Source organism: Pantoea sp. OXWO6B1, assembly GCF_001641135.1.
Lineage (GTDB): Bacteria > Pseudomonadota > Gammaproteobacteria > Enterobacterales > Enterobacteriaceae > Pantoea > Pantoea allii.
Genome location: NZ_LWLR01000001.1, coordinates 1,437,842 through 1,461,063 on the forward strand (window position 1 = coordinate 1,437,842; position 23,222 = coordinate 1,461,063).

Annotated in this window: 20 protein-coding genes; 18 read left to right on the forward strand and 2 right to left on the reverse strand. The window is 53.7% G+C overall.

Translation table 11 applies throughout. The annotated features are described in order from the left end of the window. Positions 1 to 2: 2 nt before the first annotated feature. Both leuA and leuL read right to left on the reverse strand, forming a co-directional pair. On the reverse strand, positions 3 to 1,565 hold the full coding sequence (gene leuA / locus A6A26_RS08865; protein WP_063878394.1) for a 2-isopropylmalate synthase: 1,563 nt from the start codon (positions 1,563 to 1,565) through the stop codon (positions 3 to 5). Between the two features lie 88 nt (positions 1,566 to 1,653). Further along, the gene (leuL, locus tag A6A26_RS26260) at positions 1,654 to 1,737 is read right to left on the reverse strand and encodes a leu operon leader peptide (RefSeq protein ID WP_109716544.1); all 84 of its coding nucleotides are present in this window, start codon (positions 1,735 to 1,737) and stop codon (positions 1,654 to 1,656) included. Between the two features lie 732 nt (positions 1,738 to 2,469). Here leuL and ilvI point away from each other — a divergent pair. From ilvI to ftsZ, 18 genes are all read left to right on the forward strand, one after another. After that, entirely contained in the window at positions 2,470 to 4,194 is a 1,725-nt protein-coding gene (gene ilvI / locus A6A26_RS08870) for an acetolactate synthase 3 large subunit (RefSeq protein ID WP_063878395.1), read from the forward strand. A 2-nt stretch (positions 4,195 to 4,196) separates the two neighbouring features. Beyond that, entirely contained in the window at positions 4,197 to 4,688 is a 492-nt protein-coding gene (gene ilvN / locus A6A26_RS08875; protein ID WP_006117664.1) for an acetolactate synthase small subunit, read from the forward strand. 196 nt (positions 4,689 to 4,884) lie between these two features. Beyond that, positions 4,885 to 5,895: a catabolite repressor/activator gene (gene cra, locus A6A26_RS08880; protein WP_063878396.1), complete on the forward strand. Its 1,011-nt coding sequence runs from the start codon at positions 4,885 to 4,887 to the stop codon at positions 5,893 to 5,895. Between the two features lie 491 nt (positions 5,896 to 6,386). Continuing rightward, the gene (gene mraZ / locus A6A26_RS08885; protein ID WP_063878397.1) at positions 6,387 to 6,845 is read left to right on the forward strand and encodes a division/cell wall cluster transcriptional repressor MraZ; all 459 of its coding nucleotides are present in this window, start codon (positions 6,387 to 6,389) and stop codon (positions 6,843 to 6,845) included. A 2-nt stretch (positions 6,846 to 6,847) separates the two neighbouring features. Then, on the forward strand, positions 6,848 to 7,789 hold the full coding sequence (rsmH, locus tag A6A26_RS08890; RefSeq protein ID WP_063878398.1) for a 16S rRNA (cytosine(1402)-N(4))-methyltransferase RsmH: 942 nt from the start codon (positions 6,848 to 6,850) through the stop codon (positions 7,787 to 7,789). Then, a complete protein-coding gene (gene ftsL / locus A6A26_RS08895) occupies positions 7,786 to 8,106 on the forward strand; it encodes a cell division protein FtsL (protein ID WP_013024606.1) in 321 nt (106 codons plus the stop codon). The genes rsmH and ftsL overlap by 4 nt, the downstream gene beginning before the upstream one ends. 16 nt (positions 8,107 to 8,122) lie before the next feature. Next, entirely contained in the window at positions 8,123 to 9,889 is a 1,767-nt protein-coding gene (locus A6A26_RS08900) for a peptidoglycan glycosyltransferase FtsI (RefSeq protein ID WP_063878399.1), read from the forward strand. Next, positions 9,876 to 11,363 (forward strand): UDP-N-acetylmuramoyl-L-alanyl-D-glutamate--2,6-diaminopimelate ligase, encoded by a 1,488-nt coding sequence (gene murE, locus A6A26_RS08905; RefSeq protein WP_063878400.1) that lies wholly within the window; start codon positions 9,876 to 9,878, stop codon positions 11,361 to 11,363. The genes A6A26_RS08900 and murE overlap by 14 nt, the downstream gene beginning before the upstream one ends. Next, complete coding sequence (gene murF / locus A6A26_RS08910) at positions 11,360 to 12,718, forward strand: UDP-N-acetylmuramoyl-tripeptide--D-alanyl-D-alanine ligase (protein ID WP_063878401.1); 1,359 nt, start codon at positions 11,360 to 11,362, stop codon at positions 12,716 to 12,718. Before murE ends, murF begins: the two co-directional genes overlap by 4 nt. Beyond that, the gene (mraY, locus tag A6A26_RS08915; protein WP_013024610.1) at positions 12,712 to 13,794 is read left to right on the forward strand and encodes a phospho-N-acetylmuramoyl-pentapeptide-transferase; all 1,083 of its coding nucleotides are present in this window, start codon (positions 12,712 to 12,714) and stop codon (positions 13,792 to 13,794) included. The genes murF and mraY overlap by 7 nt, the downstream gene beginning before the upstream one ends. A gap of 2 nt (positions 13,795 to 13,796) precedes the next feature. Continuing rightward, entirely contained in the window at positions 13,797 to 15,113 is a 1,317-nt protein-coding gene (gene murD, locus A6A26_RS08920) for a UDP-N-acetylmuramoyl-L-alanine--D-glutamate ligase (protein WP_063878402.1), read from the forward strand. Continuing rightward, positions 15,113 to 16,327 (forward strand): cell division protein FtsW, encoded by a 1,215-nt coding sequence (ftsW, locus tag A6A26_RS08925; RefSeq protein WP_063878403.1) that lies wholly within the window; start codon positions 15,113 to 15,115, stop codon positions 16,325 to 16,327. The genes murD and ftsW overlap by 1 nt, the downstream gene beginning before the upstream one ends. Beyond that, positions 16,324 to 17,379: an undecaprenyldiphospho-muramoylpentapeptide beta-N-acetylglucosaminyltransferase gene (gene murG, locus A6A26_RS08930; RefSeq protein WP_063878404.1), complete on the forward strand. Its 1,056-nt coding sequence runs from the start codon at positions 16,324 to 16,326 to the stop codon at positions 17,377 to 17,379. The genes ftsW and murG overlap by 4 nt, the downstream gene beginning before the upstream one ends. Positions 17,380 to 17,453: 74 nt before the next feature. Beyond that, positions 17,454 to 18,929 carry a UDP-N-acetylmuramate--L-alanine ligase gene (murC, locus tag A6A26_RS08935; RefSeq protein ID WP_063878405.1) on the forward strand — a complete coding sequence of 492 codons (1,476 nt, stop codon included), beginning with the start codon at positions 17,454 to 17,456 and terminating at the stop codon, positions 18,927 to 18,929. Further along, on the forward strand, positions 18,922 to 19,839 hold the full coding sequence (locus A6A26_RS08940) for a D-alanine--D-alanine ligase (protein WP_063878406.1): 918 nt from the start codon (positions 18,922 to 18,924) through the stop codon (positions 19,837 to 19,839). The genes murC and A6A26_RS08940 overlap by 8 nt, the downstream gene beginning before the upstream one ends. Before the next feature lies 1 nt (position 19,840). Further along, positions 19,841 to 20,680: a cell division protein FtsQ gene (gene ftsQ, locus A6A26_RS08945; protein WP_063878407.1), complete on the forward strand. Its 840-nt coding sequence runs from the start codon at positions 19,841 to 19,843 to the stop codon at positions 20,678 to 20,680. Beyond that, complete coding sequence (gene ftsA / locus A6A26_RS08950) at positions 20,677 to 21,933, forward strand: cell division protein FtsA (RefSeq protein WP_063878408.1); 1,257 nt, start codon at positions 20,677 to 20,679, stop codon at positions 21,931 to 21,933. The genes ftsQ and ftsA overlap by 4 nt, the downstream gene beginning before the upstream one ends. A gap of 71 nt (positions 21,934 to 22,004) precedes the next feature. Continuing rightward, positions 22,005 to 23,159: a cell division protein FtsZ gene (gene ftsZ / locus A6A26_RS08955; protein ID WP_013024618.1), complete on the forward strand. Its 1,155-nt coding sequence runs from the start codon at positions 22,005 to 22,007 to the stop codon at positions 23,157 to 23,159. The last annotated feature ends 63 nt before the right edge of the window (positions 23,160 to 23,222 follow it).

Consider the following 23,222-nt stretch of genomic DNA (forward strand, 5'->3'; position numbering starts at 1 on the left):
GATTACACCGTTTCCTTCTGATCTTTAGACTTGCGCTGTAACTCTTTCTCGACCTGTTTGGCTCGCCAGATGTTGTTTAGTGCGTTCACCATCGCTTTTGCAGAAGATTCGACAATATCTGTCGCCAGACCGACGCCGTGGAACTTACGATTGTTGTAGCTCACCACGATATCAACCTGACCCAGCGCATTCTCGCCATGACCTTTTGCCGTCAGCTTGTAATTAACCAGTTCTGCATTGAACTGGGTAATACGGTTAATCGCCTGATAAACCGCATCAACCGGACCGTTACCGGTCGCCGCTTCTGATTTCGTTTGTTCGCCGCAGCCCAGATTCACCGACGCGGTGGCCGTAATGCTGGAGCCTGACTGCACATTGAAATCATTCAGTTGGAAAAATTCAGGCTCTTCGTTTTGTTTATTAATGAAAGCCAGCGCTTCCAGATCGTAATCAAATACCTGACCTTTCTTGTCCGCCAGTTTCAGGAAAGCGTCATACAGGGAATCCAGGTTGTATTCGCTTTCTGTGTAGCCCATCTCTTCCATACGATGTTTTACCGCTGCGCGGCCGGAGCGGGATGTCAGATTAAGCTGAATTTTGTGCAGGCCGATGGATTCAGGTGTCAGGATTTCATAGTTTTCACGATTTTTGATGACACCGTCCTGATGAATACCGGAAGAGTGGGCAAAGGCGTTAGAACCGACCACCGCTTTGTTGGCCGGAATTGGCATATTGCAGATCTGGCTAATCATCTGGCTGGTACGGTAAATTTCCTGATGATGAATATTGGTATGAACATTCATGATCTGCTGGCGGGTTTTGATCGCCATGATCACTTCTTCCAGCGCACAGTTACCGGCGCGTTCACCTAATCCGTTCAACGTGCCTTCGACCTGACGGGCTCCAGCCTGAACCGCAGCAATCGCATTGCCCGTTGCCATGCCCAAATCATCATGCGTATGGACAGACAGGATCGCTTTATCAATGTTTGGTACGCGTTGAATCAACTGGCTAATGATGTTGGCGTATTCGTTCGGCAAGGTGTAGCCGACGGTGTCCGGGATGTTAATGGTGGTCGCACCGGCGTTAATCGCGGCTTCAACCATACGGCACAGGTCGTCAATTGGGGTACGGCCACCGTCTTCGCAGGAAAACTCGACATCATCCGTATAGTTACGGGCGCGCTTCACCATACGGACGGCGCGTTCGATCACCTCAGGCAGGGTGCTGCGCAGCTTCGTGGCAATATGCATTGGTGACGTCGCGATAAAGGTATGGATACGGAACGCTTCGGCGACGCGCAACGACTCGTAAGCGGCATCAATATCCTGTTCAACACAGCGAGCCAGACCGCAAACCCGGCTGTTTTTGATGGTGCGCGCAATGGTTTGCACGGATTCAAAATCACCTGGTGAAGACACAGGGAAACCGACTTCCATCACATCAACGCCCATACGTTCCAGCGCTAATGCAATTTGCAGTTTTTCTTTCACACTCAGGCTGGCCTGTAATGCCTGTTCACCATCGCGCAGAGTGGTATCGAAAATAATAACTTGCTGGCTCATCGTGTTCATCCTTTTGCGTTTCTTGCCTTGCAACGAGCATAAAAAAACCCGCGACAGGCGCGGGTTTTTAACTTTTAGCAGGTTCGAATCAGTGTTTGATTTCGCCCACAAGTCTACCGCGCACATAAGTTGCGTTTAGTAGTAGACCTGATAGACGAAAAGAACGTGACATGTTTCAAACCTCGTGAATTTTTTGCTGCATCTATTGGTACTGGAATCACCCATCGATGTCAACCATAAGCAAAGGGTTATTTTTTGCAGCGGCAAAGAAAAATGTTCTGCCATTTTCGGCCCTCGCAGAGTATTAAACGAGAGAGACACTTCGCGTCACGCTTATTGCCGCTGACGTTAGCCTGCTGGTCGATGGTTGTGTGCTAATTCAATGAATTATAATGATAAATTAAAGACGTTATATCATTTTATCCACGAGGGTGTGATGAAAGGCAGCATAATCCATCGCGCCTGAAGACTTTATAAGAGCGTTACGCCGTAAAAAGGCCCGGCTGAAAGACGGCTGGCTGAACCGGTCTGTCATCTGTTTTTTTTATTTCTTAGATACGACTGCAAAAAATACCATTACCAGCATTTTCCTCTGCTATTAACTGGCGTATTTAGTTTAATAATCGTAAGCCAAAGTTGGCGAGCAGAGGCTTTGTATCCTGCCTCCTTTAATAAAAGGCGTTTGGCGTTTGCCAGCCCGTTTTTCTGCGGTTATGGTAATCGACCTACTCTTAGAAAAAATAACCCAGCAGAATTCTCTGTATCTGGACAGCAGAAATGAGTTCTGCTGTCTTAGCAAAAACATAAGGTTTTGATCTTAATTGGCGAAAACAGGGCTGGATGCATGTGGCTAGCGGGAAAGCAGTCGTCAGTAGATTCAGTTCCTCAAGCCGGGAGGCAGAAAATGGAGATGTTGTCAGGAGCCGAAATGGTCGTCCGGTCGTTAATCGATCAGGGCGTTAAGCAGGTATTCGGCTATCCGGGTGGCGCAGTGCTGGATATTTATGATGCGCTGCAAACCGTAGGTGGGATAGATCACGTTCTGGTTCGTCACGAGCAGGGCGCGGTGCATATGGCAGATGGTCTGGCGCGCGCAACCGGTGAAGTGGGCGTGGTGCTGGTAACGTCGGGGCCGGGCGCAACCAATGCGATTACCGGCATAGCGACGGCCTATATGGATTCTATTCCGTTGGTCATTCTGTCAGGTCAGGTTCCTTCGTCTCTGATTGGCTATGATGCCTTCCAGGAATGTGACATGGTCGGTATTTCTCGTCCGGTGGTGAAACACAGTTTCCTGGTGAAAAATACCGAAGAGATCCCGATGGTGCTGAAAAAAGCCTTCTGGCTGGCCTCTACGGGTCGTCCTGGGCCGGTGGTCATCGATCTGCCAAAAGATATCCTTAATCCTGCGAATAAGCTGCCTTACCATTATCCGCAGGACGTGAGTATGCGCTCTTATAACCCCACGATTCAGGGGCACAAAGGCCAGATTAAACGCGCCTTGCAAACCTTGCTGGCGGCGCATAAGCCCGTTATCTATGCCGGCGGCGGTGCCATCACGTCCTCTTGCGAAGCGGAACTGCTGCAGTTGGCCGAACGTCTGAATATTCCGGTCACCACCTCACTGATGGGGCTGGGCGCGTTTCCCGGCAGTCATCGCCAGTGTGTCGGCATGCTGGGCATGCATGGAACCTACGAAGCGAACATGACCATGCATAACGCCGATTTGATCTTCGGGGTTGGCGTACGTTTTGATGACCGCACCACCAACAATCTGGCTAAATATTGTCCCAATGCCACCGTGATGCATATTGATATCGACCCGACCTCCATTTCAAAAACGGTAGCGGCAGATATCCCAATTGTCGGAGATGCCAAACAGACCTTACAGCAAATGCTGGAACTGTTGGATCAGAGTGAGGCAAAGCAGCCATTCGACAGCCTGCGTGACTGGTGGCAGTCGATTGAAACCTGGCGCAGTCGCCAGTGCCTGGCGTTCGATCGCACCAGTGACAAAATCAAACCCCAGGCGGTTATCGAAACCATTTGTCGCCTGACGAACGGGGATGCCTACGTCACTTCGGACGTGGGACAGCATCAGATGTTCGCCGCCCTTTATTACACCTTCGATAAACCGCGTCGCTGGATTAACTCCGGTGGCCTCGGCACCATGGGCTTTGGCCTGCCTGCCGCGCTGGGCGTTAAAATGGCCCTGCCTGACGAGACGGTTATCTGTGTAACCGGTGATGGCAGTATTCAGATGAATATTCAGGAGCTCTCGACCGCGCTGCAGTACGATTTGCCGGTGTTGGTGCTGAATCTGAACAACCGTTTCCTGGGCATGGTGAAACAGTGGCAGGACATGATTTATTCCGGTCGCCATTCTCAGTCTTATATGGAATCGCTGCCTGATTTTGTTCGCCTGGCTGAAGCCTATGGTCACGTGGGTATTGCCATTGATCATCCTGCAGAGCTGGAAGAAAAGCTGGCGCTGGCGCTGGAAACCCTGGCCACAGGGCGGCTGGTCTTTGTAGACGTCAACGTTGACGGCAGTGAGCATGTTTACCCGATGCAGATTCGCGGTGGCAGCATGGACGAGATGTGGTTGAGCAAAACGGAGAGGACTTAATTATGCGTCGCATTTTATCAGTTTTGCTGGAAAACGAATCCGGCGCATTGTCTCGCGTAGTGGGGCTGTTTTCACAACGCGGCTATAACATTGAGAGCCTGACCGTCGCACCGACGGATGATCCCACGCTGTCACGCATGACCATTCAGACCGTCGGCGACCAGAAAGTGCTGGAGCAGATCGAGAAGCAGCTCCACAAACTGGTCGACGTACTGCGCGTGACCGAGTTAGGGCAGGGCGCGTATGTCGAACGTGAAATTATGCTGGTGAAAATTCAGGCGACGGGTTATGGCCGCGAAGAGGTGAAGCGTAGCGCTGAAATCTTCCGTGGGCAGATTATTGACGTCACGCCATCGCTTTACACGGTTCAGCTGGCAGGTACCAGCGACAAGCTGGATGCCTTTTTAAGCACCGTTCGTGAAGTCGCTGAAATTGTCGAAGTGGCTCGCTCAGGAATCGTGGGCGTGTCTCGTGGTGAGCGCATTATGCGTTAATCACGCTCCGTTACCATCAGCAATGTTTGTAACCCGGCGAAATGCCGGGTTTTTTCTTTTTAATGCGCAAGATTGACGACCATCAGAAAAGCGGTTGCTACGCGCACTTTTCTGCTGTTAGATGTGCTAAAAAGGATGTCCATAGCTTATCTGCGGGTTAACAATCAGCTTAAGCCTGTTTAATGGTGGGGTTACAGTGAAACTGGATGAAATTGCGCGTCTGGCGGGTGTATCGCGCACCACGGCCAGTTACGTTATAAATGGGAAAGCACGGCAGTATCGTGTCAGCGACAAAACCGTTGAGAAAGTCATGGCGGTGGTGCGCGAGCATAATTACCATCCCAATGCGGTAGCGGCAGGGCTGCGCGCCGGACGCACGCGATCGATTGGATTGGTCATCCCCGATTTAGAAAATACCAGTTACACGCGCATTGCTAACTACCTTGAACGTCAGGCTCGCCAGCGTGGCTATCAGTTGCTGATCGCCTGTTCTGAAGATCAGCCTGATAACGAGATGCGCTGTATCGAGCATCTGCTGCAACGCCAGGTCGATGCGATTATCGTATCGACGTCGCTTCCACCCGAGCATCCTTTTTATCAACGCTGGATCAATAACCCATTACCGATCATCGCGCTGGACCGTGCGCTGGATCGTGAGCACTTCACCAGCGTTGTCGGCGCCGACCAGGATGATGCCTTTACGCTGGCGGCTGAATTGCGTCAGCTCAAAATTAATAACGTGCTGTTTATGGGCGCGTTACCTGAACTCTCCGTCAGTTTCCTGCGTGAATTGGGCTTCAGAGAGGCCTGGAAAGATGATGAGCGCCCGATTGATTACATTTACTGTAATAGTTTTGAACGCACGGCCTCTGCTGCGTTGTTTGAAACTTATCTGGAGAATCACCCCATGCCAGATGCGCTTTTCACGACCTCTTTTGGTCTGCTGCAGGGCGTCATGGATGTCACGCTGAAACGTAACGGGCGCTTGCCAGCCGATCTCGCCATTGCCACCTTTGGCGATCACGAGCTGTTGGACTTTCTTGAATGTCCGGTATTGTCTGTTGGCCAGCGTCATCGTGACGTCGCCGAACGGGTGCTGGAATTAGTTTTAGCCTCTTTGGATGAACCCAGAAAACCCAAACCCGGTTTAACCCGAATTCGTCGTAATTTATTGCGTCGTGGACAATTAAGCAGAATTTCTAATTAAATTAAGGGCAGCAATAAGTCTGCCCTGTCTATTACATGCTGTTTTTAAACTCTTTCTTCTTAAAGTAAAAAAGCGTAAGCGTTATTCATTCATGCTCACAAATTAAGTTAACGGACTATTCTTGTTTACTTACAACTTAGCGCCTGTTTTAAACGCTGTTTGTCGCTATGTGGCTGTGCATCCCTTAAGAAATCCCCTAAAATGCGTCCCCTGTCTCAAAACGGCTCAACGCTATTCAACCTGAATAAACGTGTAATTTTAAGCCACTCTTTTTTGCGTCAGATTTTTTTATTCAGTTATTCATTAGTTTAATTTTGATTAATCATCTTTTGGCGTTTTGAAACCCTCTCAGTGTTAATTCCCGCCTTGGTAAATAGTCATATTCAACTGCCGCTCCGGCTTGACAATGATTTCCTACGATCCTTAAACTCGTTTTGTGGTAAAAAGTGGGATAAAGTGGTGCAAATGGGTAATTGAGGGGTGAGGCTGGCATGTTCCGTGGAGCAACGTTAGTCAATCTCGACAGCAAAGGACGCCTGGCGGTACCAACGCGCTATCGCAATTTGCTGAGCGAGGAATCACAGGGGCAGATGGTTTGTACCATCGACCTCCACCAGCCATGCCTGTTGCTCTACACCTTGCCCGCATGGGAAATCATTGAGAAGAAGCTGGCGAGTCTTTCCAGCATGAATCCTCTGGAGCGCCGGGTACAGCGCTTGCTGCTGGGACATGCCAGTGAATGTCAGATGGACAATGCAGGCCGCTTGTTGTTGGCGAATACGCTTCGTCAGCATGCAAATTTAAGCAAAGAAGTGATGCTGGTTGGGCAGTTCAACAAGTTTGAACTGTGGGATGAACAGACCTGGTATCAACAAGTCAGGGAAGATATTGACGCAGAACAGTCAGCTCAGGAGCCTTTATCTGAGCGGTTGCAGGATTTATCGCTATAGCTATGCAGGAAAATTACAAACACACCACCGTGCTGTTGGATGAGGCGGTTAATGGCCTCAACATCAAGGAAGACGGCATCTACATCGACGGCACCTTTGGTCGTGGCGGCCACTCGCGCTTAATTCTGGCGCAGCTTGGCGCTGGCGGAAAGCTCATCGCCATTGACCGTGACCCGCAAGCTATCGCCGCAGCGGCTGAGATAAAGGACCCACGTTTTTCGATTGTTCATGGTCCTTTTTCCGCACTGGCAGAGTACATGGCCGAGCGGGAACTGGTTGGCCGTATCGACGGCATATTGCTGGATCTGGGGGTTTCGTCCCCCCAACTGGATGATGCCGAACGAGGCTTTTCATTCATGCGTGACGGACCACTGGATATGCGCATGGACCCCACGCGGGGTCACTCTGCCGCCGAATGGTTATTGCAGGCAGAAGAAGCGGATATTGCGTTTGTGCTGAAAACTTACGGTGAAGAGCGTTTTGCGAAACGCATTGCCCGCGCCATCGTCGAACGTAATCGTGAAGAACCGATGACGCGCACGAAAGAGCTGGCTGCGGTAATTGCCGCAGCCACACCGATAAAAGATAAGTTTAAACATCCGGCCACGCGCAGCTTCCAGGCGATCAGGATCTGGATTAACAGCGAACTGGAAGAGATTGATATCGCGTTGAAAGGTGCGGTTGAGGTACTTGCCCCACAAGGGCGTTTATCCGTTATCAGCTTCCATTCGCTGGAAGACCGACTGGTAAAACGTTTTATGCGCGATCAGAGTCGGGGTCCGCAGGTGCCACATGGACTCCCTATGACCGAACAGCAGCTCAATGCGCTGGGTGGCCGTCAGTTAAAGCTACTGGGAAAAATGGTACCGGGTGACGTTGAGGTGAAAGAGAACCCTCGTGCACGCAGTTCCGTTTTACGCATCGCGGAGAGAACTGACGCATGATCGGCAACGAACGGCACAGCTTACCCGGCGTTATCGCCGGGGACATTTTGCGCAAAGGCAAAATTCCCCTGCTGTTGCTGATAGCCGTACTGGTTTCTGCCGTATTGGTGGTGACCACTACGCACAAAACGCGCCTGTTAACCGCCCAGCGAGAGCAACTGGTGCTGGAGCGTGATGCGCTGGACATTGAATGGCGCAATTTAATTCTGGAAGAGAACGCCCTTGGCGATCACAGCCGCGTTGAGCGGATCGCCACCGAAAAGCTGCAGATGCAGCACGTTGATCCTTCGCAGGAAAACATCGTGGTGCAAAAATAAGGATCTGTTACTGCTAATGAACGGCGTAAAAAGAACGCTGAAGTTAAAAAAACCGGAAGATAAAGCCAGCTTTGTAAGCTGGCGTTTTGCGTTGTTATGCGGTTGCATTTTGCTGGCGTTAGGTGGGCTGTTGTCCCGGGTTGCATGGCTGCAGGTGATCAACCCAGACAAGCTGGTTAAAGAAGGCGATTTACGCTCATTACGCGTTCAGGCGGTGCCGACCGCGCGCGGCATGATCAGCGATCGTGGTGGACGCCCGCTGGCGGTCAGCGTGCCGGTAAATGCGATCTGGGCCGATCCTAAAGAGCTGCATGATGCTGGCGGGGTCACGCTTGACAGCCGCTGGAAAGCCTTATCCGATGCCCTTTCTATCCCCATTGATCAACTGGCCGCACGCGTGAATGCGAATCCCAAAGGGCGCTTTATTTACCTGGCGCGTCAGGTCAATCCCGCCATCGGTGAATACGTTAAAAAACTCAAGCTGCCAGGCATTCATTTGCGTGAAGAGTCCCGACGCTACTATCCGGCTGGTCAGGTGACGTCACATCTCATCGGCTTTACCAATATCGACGGCCAGGGCATTGAAGGCATCGAAAAGAGCTTCGATAAATGGCTGACCGGTGAACCGGGCGAGCGAACCGTGCGTAAAGATCGCTACGGACGTGTGATTGAAGATATCTCTTCGGTTGACAGCCGTGCCGCGCATAACCTGACGCTGAGCATCGACGAACGCCTGCAGGCGCTGGTCTACCGCGAACTCAACAACGCAGTGGCGTTTAACAAAGCGGAATCGGGCACGGCGGTGCTGGTGGACGTGAACACCGGCGAAGTACTGGCAATGGCCAACAGCCCGGCCTATAACCCGAATAACCTGAGCAACACGGCAAAAGACCTGATGCGTAACCGCGCCATCACCGACATTTTCGAGCCTGGCTCAACGGTGAAGCCGATGGTGGTGATGACGGCCCTGCAACGCGGTGTGGTGAAAGAGAACAGCGTACTGAATACCGTTCCCTATCGCGTCAACGGCCATGAAATCAAAGATGTGGCGCGCTACAGCGAACTGACTTTGACAGGTGTTTTACAGAAATCGAGTAACGTCGGTGTTTCACGACTGGCGTTAGCGATGCCCTCCTCAGCGCTTGTAGATACTTACGCGCGCTTTGGACTGGGTAAACCGACCAATTTGGGGCTGGTCGGGGAAAGTAGTGGCTTATACCCTAAAAAACAACGGTGGTCTGACATAGAGAGGGCCACCTTCTCTTTCGGCTACGGGCTAATGGTAACGCCGTTACAGTTAGCGCGAGTCTACGCAACGATTGGCAGCTTCGGCATTGCTCGTCCGCTGTCGATAACCAAAGTTGATCCGCCGGTTGGTGGTGAGCGCGTGTTTCCTGAAGCCCTGGTGAAAACCGTGGTGCACATGATGGAAAGCGTGGCGTTACCGGGCGGAGGCGGCGTGAAAGCCGCCATCAAAGGCTATCGCGTGGCGATCAAAACCGGTACCGCGAAAAAGGTCGGGCCGGATGGTCGTTACGTGAATAAATACATTGCCTATACCGCAGGCGTTGCGCCTGCCAGTCGCCCTCGTTTTGCGCTGGTGGTGGTCATTAACGATCCCCAGGCCGGTAAATATTATGGTGGTGCGGTTTCTGCACCGGTGTTCGGTGCCATCATGGGCGGCGTTCTGCGTACCATGAATATCGAACCGGATGCCCTGCCGACCAATGACAAAAACGAGTTGGTGACAAACAGAAGTGAGGAATCAAGTGACAGATCGTAACCTGCGCGACTTACTCGGACCGTGGGTGCCTGACGCACCTGCGCGCCCGTTGCGTGACATGACTCTGGACAGCCGCAGTGCGGCGGCGGGCGATCTGTTTGTGGCCATTGCCGGCCATCAGGTTGATGGTCGACGGTTTATTCCTCAGGCGATTGCGCAGGGCGTGGCTGCCGTTATCGCGGAAGCAGAAGGGGAAGCGACCGACGGCGAAATTCGTGAGATGCACGGCGTGCCGGTCATTTATCTGGCGCAGCTGCATCAACGTCTTTCTGCTCTGGCAGGCCGTTTTTACCAGCAGCCGGGCGAAAAGCAAAAGCTGATTGGCGTAACCGGTACCAATGGTAAAACGACCACCACGCAGTTACTGGCGCAGTGGGCCAGCCTGCTGGGCGAAACCAGTGCGGTGATGGGCACGGTAGGCAATGGGCTGGTCGGGCAACTGGTGCCAGCGGAAAATACCACGGGTTCAGCCGTAGATGTGCAGCACAACCTGGATGAACTGGTCCGGAAAGGCGCATCGCTGACGGCAATGGAAATTTCGTCACACGGGCTGGTGCAGCATCGTGTTTCAGCACTGCCTTTTGCCGCTGCGGTGTTTACCAACCTCAGCCGTGACCATCTCGATTACCACGGTGATATGCAGCAGTATGCGTCGGCAAAATGGTTGTTATTTTCCGAGCATCAGGTCGGTGTGGCCGTGCTTAATGCTGACGATGACGTCGGTCGCCGCTGGCTGGCAAATCTGCCTGACGCCGTGGCAGTCACGATGGAAAATAACCTGCAGCCCGGTAATCATGGTCGCTGGCTTCGTGCGACCGACGTGAACTATCACGATAATGGTGCCGACATTCGCTTCGACTCAAGCTGGGGCGAGGGCGAGATAAACAGCCGCCTGATGGGGGCCTTCAACGTCAGTAACTTACTGTTGGCTCTGGCAACGCTGCTGGCGCTGGGTTATGCGCTGGATGATCTACTGCGGGTTGCGGCAAGACTGCAGCCGGTGAACGGGCGAATGGAAGTCTTCAGCGCCCCGGGTAAGCCTACCGTCGTGGTGGATTATGCCCACACGCCGGATGCCTTAGAGAAAGCACTGGAAGCCGCGCGCCTGCATTGCAAAGGCAAACTGTGGTGCCTGTTCGGATGTGGCGGCGATCGCGACAAAGGTAAGCGCCCACTAATGGGAGCAATTGCTGAGCAGTTTGCCGACGTGGTGGTGGTGACGGATGATAATCCGCGCAGTGAAGATCCTCAGGCGATTGTGCAGGACATTCTGAGTGGGCTGCTCGATCCTGGCCGTGCCCGTGTGGTTTCCGGACGCGCGCAGGCCGTGACCAGCACCATCATGCAGGCTCATCCCGATGACATCGTATTGGTGGCCGGGAAAGGCCATGAAGACTATCAAATTGTTGGCAATCAACGTCTGGATTACTCCGATCGTGCGACGGTCGCCACATTGCTAGGAGGCGTAGCATGATTCCGGTTTCATTGAGCACGTTAGCACAGATCACCAGCGGCACCCTGCACGGCGACGACCTGACATTAAATGATGTCACAACGGATACCCGCAAGGTCACCGCAGGTAGCCTGTTTGTGGCCATCGTGGGTGAGCGTTTTGATGCCCATGACTTTGTAGAAGATGCTATCGCCAAGGGGGCCAAAGCCTTGCTGGTAAGTAAGCGTTTACCTGTATCTGTGCCTCAGGTTGTGGTTGAGGATACGCGCCTGGCGTTTGGCAAGCTGGGAGCATGGGTGCGTCAACAGGCCAGCGCTCGGGTAGTCGCCCTGACCGGCTCTTCCGGTAAGACCTCGGTGAAAGAGATGACGGCTGCGATTTTACGTCAATGTGGTGAAACACTTCATACCGCCGGTAACCTGAACAACGATTTTGGCGTGCCGATGACCTTATTGCGCCTCACGCCTGAACATCAGTTCGCGGTCATTGAGCTGGGTGCAAATCATCAGGGCGAAATCGCCTACACCACCGATCTGGTCCGTCCGGAAAGCGCGCTGGTCAATAACCTTGCCGCGGCTCATCTTGAAGGGTTTGGTTCGCTGGCTGGTGTGGCAAAAGCCAAAGGTGAAATTTTTAACGGTTTGCCCGCGAAGGGAACGGCGATATTAAACGCTGACAGCAATGACTGGCCGCACTGGCAGGAGAACCTGCACGGTAAAACGGTATGGCGTTTCTCCCCCCAGGATGCTGACTGCGATTTTCACGCGCGCGATATTCGTATCAGTCAGGATGGCACGCACTTTGTTATGCACACGCCGCATGGCGAAGCAGACATTACCTTACCGGTGCCGGGACGGCATAATATTGCGAATGCGCTCGCCGCTGCCGCGCTCGCGCTGTCGGTGGATGCCCCGCTCAGCGCAGTGCAGAGTGGCCTGAAAAACCTTCAGTCCGTACCCGGACGCCTGTTCCCCATCCGCCTCTCCGCGCAGCAACTGCTGCTCGATGACAGCTATAACGCAAACGTCGGCTCGATGATCGCAGCAGCCCAGGTGCTGTCTGAGATGCCGGGTTACCGCGTCATGGTGGTGGGCGATATGGCTGAATTAGGCGACGAAAGCGAACAGTGCCATCGTGAAGTGGGCCTGGCCGCCAAAGCCGCAGGCATTGATAGTGTGTTAAGCACCGGTCAGATAAGCCATTTAATTAGCGAAAGCAGTGGCGTTGGCGAACATTTCAGCGATAAAACCGCGCTGACTGAACGTTTACACCAGTTACTGTCCGAACACAAAGAAATGACCGTATTGATTAAGGGTTCACGTAGTGCCGCCATGGAGCAGGTAGTACAGAGCTTACAGGAGAAAGGAACATGTTAGTTTGGCTGGCCGAACATCTGGTCGCATTTTATTCCGGCTTCAACGTCTTTTCGTATCTGACGTTTCGCGCCATTGTCAGCCTGCTGACCGCGTTATTTATCTCCCTGTGGATGGGGCCACGCCTGATTGCGTGGCTGCAGAAACTGCAAATCGGTCAGGTGGTGCGTAACGACGGCCCGGAGTCGCACTTTAGCAAGCGTGGGACGCCGACCATGGGCGGCATCATGATTCTGACTTCGATCACCCTGTCGGTATTGATGTGGGCTTACCCATCCAACCCCTATGTCTGGTGTGTGCTGGTGGTGCTGGTGGGCTTTGGCGTGATTGGCTTTGTCGATGATTACCGCAAAGTAGTACGCAAAGATACGAAAGGGTTGATCGCGCGCTGGAAATACTTCTGGATGTCGGTGATTTCCCTGGGCGTTGCCTTTGCGCTTTACCTGGCCGGTAAAGATACGCCAGCCACAGAGCTGGTTGTGCCTTTCTTCAAAGACGTGATGCCACAGCTGGGTCTGTTTTACATCGTGCTGGCTTACTTCGTCATTGTGGGTACCGGTAATGCCGTCAACCTGACCGACGGTCTGGATGGCCTGGCCATTATGCCAACTGTCTTTGTGGCGGCAGGTTTTGCACTGGTCGCCTGGGCAACAGGTAACGTGAAATTCGCCGAGTATCTGCATATTCCTTATTTACGGCATGCCGGTGAACTGGTGATCGTCTGTACCGCCATCGTGGGGGCAGGATTAGGGTTCCTCTGGTTCAATACCTATCCGGCCCAGGTTTTCATGGGCGATGTCGGATCGCTGGCGCTGGGCGGCGCATTAGGGACCATCGCCGTGCTGCTGCGTCAGGAATTTTTATTAGTGATCATGGGCGGCGTGTTTGTTGTTGAAACGCTGTCGGTGATTCTGCAGGTGGGGTCATTCAAGCTACGCGGGCAACGTATTTTCCGAATGGCGCCGATTCACCATCACTACGAACTGAAAGGCTGGCCAGAGCCGCGCGTCATTGTGCGCTTCTGGATTATTTCGCTCATGCTGGTGCTGATTGGCCTGGCGACGCTGAAGGTACGGTAATCATGGCTGACTATCGCGGGAGAAAAGTCGTCATCATCGGATTAGGCCTGACCGGGCTGTCCTGTGTTGATTTCTTTGTAGCGCAGGGCGTAACGCCACGCGTGATGGATACCCGTATGTCACCGCCAGGGCTGGATAAGTTGCCTGAGCAGGTAGAGCGTTACGTGGGCGGTATCAACAGTGACTGGCTGTTAGCGGCAGACCTTATCATTGCCAGCCCCGGTATTGCGCTGGCGCATCCGGCGTTGTGTGAAGCTGCGGACGCGGGCATCGAAATCGTCGGTGACATTGAGCTGTTTTGTCGTGAAGCACAGGCACCGATTGTGGCGATTACCGGCTCGAACGGAAAAAGTACGGTCACCACCCTGGTCGGCGAAATGGCTAAGGCGGCAGGCTGGCAGGTAGGTGTGGGTGGCAATATTGGTTTGCCCGCGCTCAGCCTGCTGAAAGCGTCTGCGCAGCTGTATGTGCTGGAGCTCTCCAGCTTTCAGTTGGAAACCACGCACAGCCTGAAAGCTGCCGCCGCCACCATTCTTAACGTGACGGAAGATCATATGGATCGCTATCCGTTAGGTATGCAGCAGTATCGGGCAGCCAAACTGCGTATTTACGAGAACGCCCTGGTTTGTGTGGTGAACGCTGATGATGGCATGACGATGCCGGTGCGCGGCGCTGACTCGCGCTGTGTGAGTTTTGGCATCGATATCGGGGATTATCATCTCAATAAGCAGCAGGGCAGTATATGGCTCCGGGCCAAAGGCGAGAAGGTGCTAAACACCGATGAAATGACGCTGGTGGGGCAACATAATTACACCAATGCGCTGGCGGCATTAGCGTTGGCAGATGCGGTGGGGTTACCACGATCCACCAGCCTGTCTGCGCTTGCAGCCTATTCCGGCCTGCCACACCGTTTTCAACTGGTTCATGAGAGTCGCGGCGTACGCTGGATTAATGATTCAAAAGCGACCAACGTCGGCAGTACAGAAGCCGCATTAAAAGGCTTGCAGGTTAACGGCACGCTCTGGCTGCTGCTTGGTGGGGATGGCAAATCAGCAGACTTCTCGCCGTTGGCGTCTTATGTTCAGGGCGATCGTATCCGGTTGTTCTGCTTTGGTCGCGATGGTGATGCGCTGGCCGCGCTGCGGCCCGACGTCGCGGTACGCACTGAAACGCTGCAGCAGGCTATGGAACAGATTGCCAGGCAGGTCCAGCCGGGCGATATGGTACTGCTTTCGCCAGCCTGTGCCAGCCTCGATCAGTTTCGCAGTTTTGAGCAGCGCGGTGACGTCTTCGCGCAACTGGCCAGGGAGCTAAGCTGATGCGTATTCCTGGTTCGGGCATTGCGAGTTACCTGTCCAGTCGGTTGAGTAACTGGGTAATGGGGTCGCGCGAAAGCGATGATACCTCGCTGGTGCTCTATGACCGTACGTTGCTCTGGTTAACGCTGGGCTTAGCCGCCATCGGCTTTGTGATGGTGACCTCGGCATCGATGCCGGTAGGTCAGCGTCTGAATGACGATCCGTTCTATTTTGCCAAGCGTGATGCGTTTTATATCGCCCTGGCATTCGGTATGGCGCTGGTTACCCTGCGCGTCCCGATGGATTTCTGGCAGCGTTACAGCAACGTGATGCTGATGGTGTCTGTCGCCATGCTGTTGATTGTTTTAGTCGTGGGTAGCTCGGTCAATGGTGCTTCACGCTGGATTGCGTTAGGCCCGCTACGTATCCAGCCAGCCGAATTATCTAAACTCACGCTCTTCTGCTATCTCGCCAGTTACCTGGTGCGTAAAGTCGAAGAGGTGCGAAATAACTTCTGGGGCTTCTGTAAGCCGATGGGCGTGATGGTCGTGCTGGCTGTACTGCTGCTGGCTCAACCGGACCTCGGCACGGTGGTGGTGCTGTTTGTTACCACGCTGGCGATGCTGTTTCTGGCGGGGGCCAAGCTGTGGCAGTTTCTGGCCATCATCGGCTCCGGCATTTTTGCCGTGGTGCTGTTGATTATCGCCGAGCCATACCGTATGCGCCGCGTCACGTCATTCTGGGACCCATGGGAAGATCCTTTCGGCAGCGGCTACCAGCTTACACAATCGCTGATGGCGTTTGGCCGCGGTGAATTCTGGGGCCAGGGGCTGGGGAATTCGGTTCAGAAACTGGAATATCTGCCCGAAGCGCATACCGACTTTATTTTCTCCATTATCGGAGAAGAACTGGGTTACATCGGTGTGGTTTTAGCGCTGTTAATGGTATTCTTCGTCGCTTTTCGCGCAATGTCGATCGGTCGACGCGCGCTTGAACTTGACCAACGTTTTTCGGGCTTCTTAGCCTGTTCAATCGGCGTATGGTTTAGCTTTCAGGCACTGGTCAACGTGGGCGCCGCGGCGGGTATGTTACCGACCAAAGGGCTGACGTTACCGTTAATTAGTTACGGTGGTTCGAGTCTCATCATTATGTCTACGGCCATCGTATTTTTGTTACGTATTGATTATGAAACGCGTCTGGCTAAAGCGCAGGCGTTTACCCGAGGTGGTCGATGAGTGGTAAACGATTGATGGTCATGGCAGGTGGCACTGGCGGACATGTGTTCCCGGGGCTGGCCGTGGCCCATCATCTGAAAGCGCAGGGCTGGGAAGTTCGCTGGTTAGGCACCGCAGATCGTATGGAAGCCGACCTGGTACCCAAGCACGGTATCGACATCGACTTCATCCGTATCAGCGGATTACGCGGCAAGGGCATCAAAGCCCTGTTGCTAGCGCCGGTGCGTATTTTTAACGCCTGGCGTCAGGCTCGCAAGATTATTAAAGCCTGGAAGCCGGACGTCGTGCTGGGCATGGGGGGCTATGTATCGGGCCCGGGTGGCCTGGCTGCCTGGAGTTGTGGTGTCCCTGTCGTGCTGCATGAGCAAAACGGTATTGCCGGACTCACCAACAAGTGGCTGGCAAAAATTGCCACCAAAGTTATGCAGGCATTTCCCGGTGCGTTTCCCCACGCAGAAGTGGTAGGAAACCCGGTGCGTACGGACGTGCTGGCCCTGCCATCACCGACTCAGCGCCTGGCCGGGCGCAGTGGTGCCATCCGTATTCTGGTGGTGGGCGGCAGTCAGGGCGCGCGCATTCTTAACCAGACGGTGCCCCTGGTTGCGGCAAAACTGGGTGAGCAGATCACCGTCTGGCATCAGACCGGTAAAGGTGCATTGCAGGATGTAGAGCATGCCTATCAGCAGGCAGGTCAGCAGCACAAGGTGACCGAATTTATTGATGATATGGCGGCGGCATATGCCTGGGCTGATGTAGTGATTTGTCGCTCAGGTGCACTGACGGTGAGTGAAATTGCTGCCGCGGGATTACCGGCCATCTTCGTGCCTTTTCAGCACAAAGATCGTCAGCAGTACTGGAATGCCTTGCCGCTTGAGGGCGCAGGTGCAGCCAAAATTTTTGAGCAGCCGCAGTTTACAGCGGAGGCGGTAGCGGAAACGTTGCGTCACTGGGATCGCCCGACATTACTCGCGATGGCTGAAAAAGCCCATGAGGTGGCGGTACCCGATGCGACTGAACGGGTCGCGCAGGCAGTGGCTCACGCCGCACATTAACGCATCAGGTCAGCCTGGCTGACCCGTGCTCAAACTGAGCACAAACTGAATGAGTAGGTAGGTAATAAAGCGTAATGAATACACAACAACTGGCGAAACTGCGTTCAATCGTGCCCGAGATGCGTCGCGTCCGGCACATTCACTTTGTCGGCATCGGCGGTGCTGGCATGGGCGGTATTGCCGAAGTGTTAGCAAATGAAGGCTACCATATCAGCGGTTCTGATCTGGCACCGAATCCGGTAACACAAAATCTGATCAAACTGGGCGCAACGATTTACTTTAACCATCGCCCGGAAAACGTAACCGATGCCAGCGTAGTCGTGGTGTCCAGCGCCGTTGCGCAGGACAATCCTGAACTGGTGGCGGCACGCGAGCAACGTATCCCGGTGATTCGTCGCGCGGAGATGCTGGCAGAACTGATGCGCTTTCGTCACGGTATTGCGATTGCCGGCACGCACGGCAAAACCACGACAACAGCAATGGTGTCGAGCATTTACGCAGAAGGTGGCCTGGACCCGACTTTCGTTAACGGGGGGCTGGTTAAAGCGGCGGGCACGCATGCGCGTCTGGGCAGCAGCCGCTATCTGATCGCCGAAGCGGATGAGAGCGATGCGTCATTCCTCCATCTGCAGCCAATGGTCGCTGTCGTCACCAATATTGAAGCGGATCATATGGACACCTATCAGGGAGATTTTGAAAACCTGAAGCAGACGTTCATTAATTTCCTGCACAATTTACCGTTCTACGGCCGCGCAGTCATGTGCGTCGATGATGCCGTGATTCGTGACCTGCTTCCTCGCGTAGGCCGCCAGATTACGACCTATGGCTTCAGTGACGATGCTGACTTCCGCATCGAAGACTTTGAACAGCGTGGTGCACAGGTGCACTTTAGCCTGATTCGTCAGGACAAGGCGCCGTTACAGATCACCCTGAACGCACCGGGTCGGCACAATGCATTAAACGCAGCAGCGGCCGTAGCCGTTGCCAGCGAAGAAGGGATTGAAGACAGCGCCATTCTGGCGGCGCTGGAAAACTTTCAGGGAACCGGTCGTCGTTTCGACCAGTTGGGCGAGTTTTCTACCGAACCGGTCAACGGTCAGCCTGGCACCGCCATGCTGGTGGATGATTATGGTCATCATCCCACGGAAGTGGACGCTACCATCAAAGCGGCGCGCGCGGGTTGGCCTGATAAAAAACTGGCGATGGTGTTTCAGCCGCACCGTTACACGCGAACCCGTGACCTGTTTGATGATTTTGCCAACGTGCTGTCTCAGGTTGACGTTTTGCTGATGCTGGATGTGTACGCGGCAGGTGAAACGCCCATTCCTGGCGCGGACAGCCGTGCACTGTGCCGTGCCATTCGTAACCGTGGCAAGGTCGATCCTATTCTGGTGCCGGAACATGATTCGCTCGTTGAAATGCTGGCACCTTTGCTGTCAGGTAACGATCTGATTCTGGTTCAGGGTGCAGGGAACGTAGGTAAAGTGGCGCGTAAACTGGCCGACTGCAAATTGCAGCCAGAGCGCAAAGTGGAGGGCCGTCATGCCTAAAGTTGCCGTTTTAATGGGCGGCACGTCAGCCGAGCGCGACGTGTCCCTGATGTCCGGCGGGGCCGTGCTGGCCGGCTTACGCGAAGCAGGTATTGACGCACAGGGTATTGATACCCGCGACGTTTCAGTGCTGGATTTAACTGCACAAGGTTTTGAAAAGGTGTTTATCGCCCTGCACGGTCGTGGCGGTGAAGACGGCACGCTTCAGGCGGTGCTGGAGTTCCTGCAGTTGCCCTATACCGGCAGCGGCGTGATGGCATCGGCCGTGACCATGGACAAACTGCGCACCAAGCTGCTGTGGCAGGGCAGGGGACTGCCGGCAGGTAAATTTGTCTGGATCACGCGTGAACAGATGCAGGCCGGTCTGGATACGGCCACCAAGACAGCGATTAGCGCGCTAGGTTTACCGCTGTTCGTTAAACCGAGCAGCGAAGGGTCCAGTGTTGGGATCAGCCGCGTGAATCAGCAGAGCGATCTGACCGCAGCACTGGAAGAAGCATTTCGCCACGACGATAACGTGCTGGTTGAGGCGTTTCTGAGCGGTGAGGAATATACCGTTGGCATTCTGGGCGAGCAGATTCTGCCAGCCATAAAAATAAAGACCGTCAGCGAGTTCTATGACTATGAAGCTAAATACATTTCTGACGATACTCAGTACTTCTGTCCAGCCGGACTGAGTGCAGAGCGTGAGGCAGAATTACAACAGCTGGTTTGGTCTGCCTGGCGTGCACTGGGATGCAGTGGCTGGGGACGCGTTGATGTCATGACCGATGGAGAAGGACATTTCCAGCTGTTGGAAGCAAACACGTCACCCGGTATGACCAGCCACAGCTTGGTGCCGATGGCAGCAAAGCAGGCTGGCCTGACGTTTTCTCAGTTGGTTGTACGCATTCTGGAACTGGCCGACTGATATGTCACAGGCGGCGATGAACGTACGTAACCGTGAGGCGCAGGAGCGGGCACGCAACGGTCGCAGTAACGGTGCCCGGCTCTTCGGCATCGTGTTTCTGCTGATGGTGATGGGCGTAATGATTGCGGGTGGCTTAGTGGTGCTGAAGTGGATGAACGATGCCTCTCGGTTACCGCTGTCAAAGCTGGTAGTGACGGGACAACTGCATTACACCACTCACGACGATATTCGCCAGGCGATTTTGTCGTTAGGTTCACCTGGCACCTTTATGTCGCAGGATGTGAACATCATCCAGCAGCAGATAGAAAGATTGCCATGGATAAAGCAGGTTAGCGTGCGTAAGCAGTGGCCGGATGAACTGAAAATCCATCTGGTGGAATATACGCCGGTGGCGCGCTGGAACGACTCTCACATGGTTGACAGCGACGGCGTGTCATTCAGCGTACCGGCTAACCATATGGGTAAAGAAACGCTGCCGATGTTATACGGTCCAGAAGGCAGTGAAAAAGAGGTGCTGGCGGGTTATCACAGTATGGATGACGTGCTGAAAGCCAGGAAGTTTACCCTGAAGGTGGCGTCGATGACGGCGCGGCGTTCATGGCAGTTAGTGACCAGCGATGATGTACGTATTGAGCTGGGTCGTACTGATACCATGAAGCGTCTGAATCGTTTTATTGAGCTCTATCCGGTGCTGCTGCAGCAAGGTCAGAATGAACACAAGCGCATCAACTCGGTTGATTTACGCTATGACTCTGGCGCTTCTGTTGGCTGGACACCGATAGTGATGGAGCCACAGGACAGTAATCAGCAACAAAACCAGGCACAGGCTAAACAACAATGATCAAGGCAACGGACAGAAAACTGGTAGTTGGACTCGAAATCGGCACTGCGAAGGTCGCCGCCCTGGTTGGGGAAATTCTGCCTGATGGTATGGTCAATATTATTGGGGTCGGCAGTTGCCCGTCCCGCGGTATGGATAAAGGTGGCGTAAACGATCTTGAGTCGGTGGTGAAATGCGTACAGCGCGCCATCGATCAGGCTGAGTTGATGGCGGATTGCCAGATCTCCTCCGTTTACCTTGCATTATCGGGCAAACATATCAGTTGTCAGAACGAAATCGGGATGGTTCCGATTTCCGAAGAGGAAGTGACTCAGGATGATGTAGAGAACGTGGTGCATACGGCCAAGTCAGTGCGCGTTCGTGACGAGCATCGCATTCTGCACGTTATTCCTCAGGAATATGCCATCGACTATCAGGAAGGCATTAAAAATCCGGTTGGTCTGTCGGGTGTGCGCATGCAGGCAAAGGTGCATTTGATCACCTGTCACAACGACATGGCAAAAAATATTGTCAAAGCCGTTGAACGTTGTGGCCTCAAAGTTGACCAACTGATTTTTGCCGGTCTGGCATCCAGCTTTGCGGTCCTGACCGAAGACGAACGCGAACTGGGCGTTTGTGTGGTGGATATTGGTGGCGGCACAATGGATATCGCCGTCTACACGGGCGGCGCATTACGTCATACTAAGGTTATTCCTTATGCTGGCAATGTGGTCACCAGTGATATCGCCTACGCATTTGGTACGCCGCCCACCGATGCGGAAGCCATCAAAGTACGACACGGCTGTGCATTAGGGTCGATCGTCGGAAAAGACGAAAACGTTGAAGTGCCAAGCGTGGGCGGACGTCCGCCACGTAGCCTGCAACGTCAGACGCTGGCCGAGGTGATCGAGCCGCGTTACACCGAGCTTTTAAATCTGGTCAACGACGAGATTTTGCAGTTACAAGAGCAGCTTCGCCAGCAGGGCGTTAAACACCATCTTGCAGCAGGGATTGTGTTAACCGGCGGCGCGGCGCAGATTGAAGGATTGGCCGCCTGTGCGCAGCGCGTATTCCATACGCAGGTACGCATTGGACAGCCGCTAAACATCACGGGTCTGACGGACTACGCGCAGGAGTCTTACTATTCCACTGCGGTGGGGCTGTTGCACTACGGTAAAGAGTCACACCTGAACGGTGACGCAGAGGCTGAAAAGCGCGTTTCCGTGGGTAACTGGTTTAAACGTATTAATAGTTGGTTAAAAAAAGAGTTTTAATTTTTGTAAAAGGGGATCATGCTGTTTTCTTTAGTGATCTCCAGGCGACAGGCACATAACGGAGAGAAATCATGTTTGAACCTATGGAATTAACCAATGACGCGGTGATTAAAGTCATCGGCGTCGGCGGTGGCGGTGGCAACGCCGTAGAGCACATGGTACGCGAGCGTATCGAAGGTGTGGAATTCTTCGCTGTGAATACCGACGCTCAGGCGTTGCGTAAGACAGCGGTCGGCCAGACCATCCAGATTGGTAATAACATTACCAAGGGGCTGGGCGCGGGTGCTAACCCGGAAGTAGGCCGTAACTCTGCAGAAGAAGATCGCGAAGCACTGCGTTCTGCGCTGGAAGGGGCAGACATGGTGTTCATCGCAGCAGGTATGGGTGGCGGTACCGGTACCGGCGCAGCGCCTGTTGTGGCTGAAGTGGCCAAAGATTTAGGTATTTTGACCGTCGCGGTCGTGACCAAGCCTTTTAACTTTGAAGGCAAGAAGCGCATGGCGTTTGCTGAGCAGGGTATCGCTGAGCTGTCCAAGCACGTGGATTCACTGATTACCATTCCTAACGACAAGCTGTTAAAAGTCCTTGGACGTGGTATTTCCCTGCTCGATGCTTTTGGCGCGGCTAACGACGTGCTGAAAGGCGCAGTACAGGGTATCGCCGAGCTGATTACTCGTCCTGGCTTGATGAACGTGGACTTCGCTGACGTGCGTACCGTAATGTCAGAAATGGGTTACGCAATGATGGGTTCTGGCGTGGCCTGTGGTGAAGACCGTGCAGAAGAAGCCGCTGAGATGGCGATCTCCAGCCCACTGCTGGAAGATATCGATCTCTCTGGTGCGCGCGGCGTGCTGGTCAACATTACTGCGGGCTTTGACCTGCGTCTGGATGAGTTTGAAACCGTGGGTAACACTATTCGCGCCTTCGCCTCAGACAACGCAACCGTCGTGATTGGTACCTCGCTGGACCCAGAAATGAATGACGAACTGCGCGTCACTGTGGTGGCAACCGGTATTGGCATGGATAAGCGTCCAGAGATCACCCTGGTCACTAACAAACCAGCCAGTCAGCCTGTGATGGATCATCGTTACCAGCAGCACGGTATGTCTCCGCTGCCGCAGGAGCAAAAACCTGCCGCTAAAGTGGTGAACGATCAGAGCGCACAGTCTAACAAAGAGCCAGATTACCTTGATATTCCGGCATTTTTGCGTAAGCAGGCCGACTAGGAATAACCTTATAATTGGGATTTCCCGCTCTTTGTGCTAAAGTGTTCGCCCGCTGGTAACGTA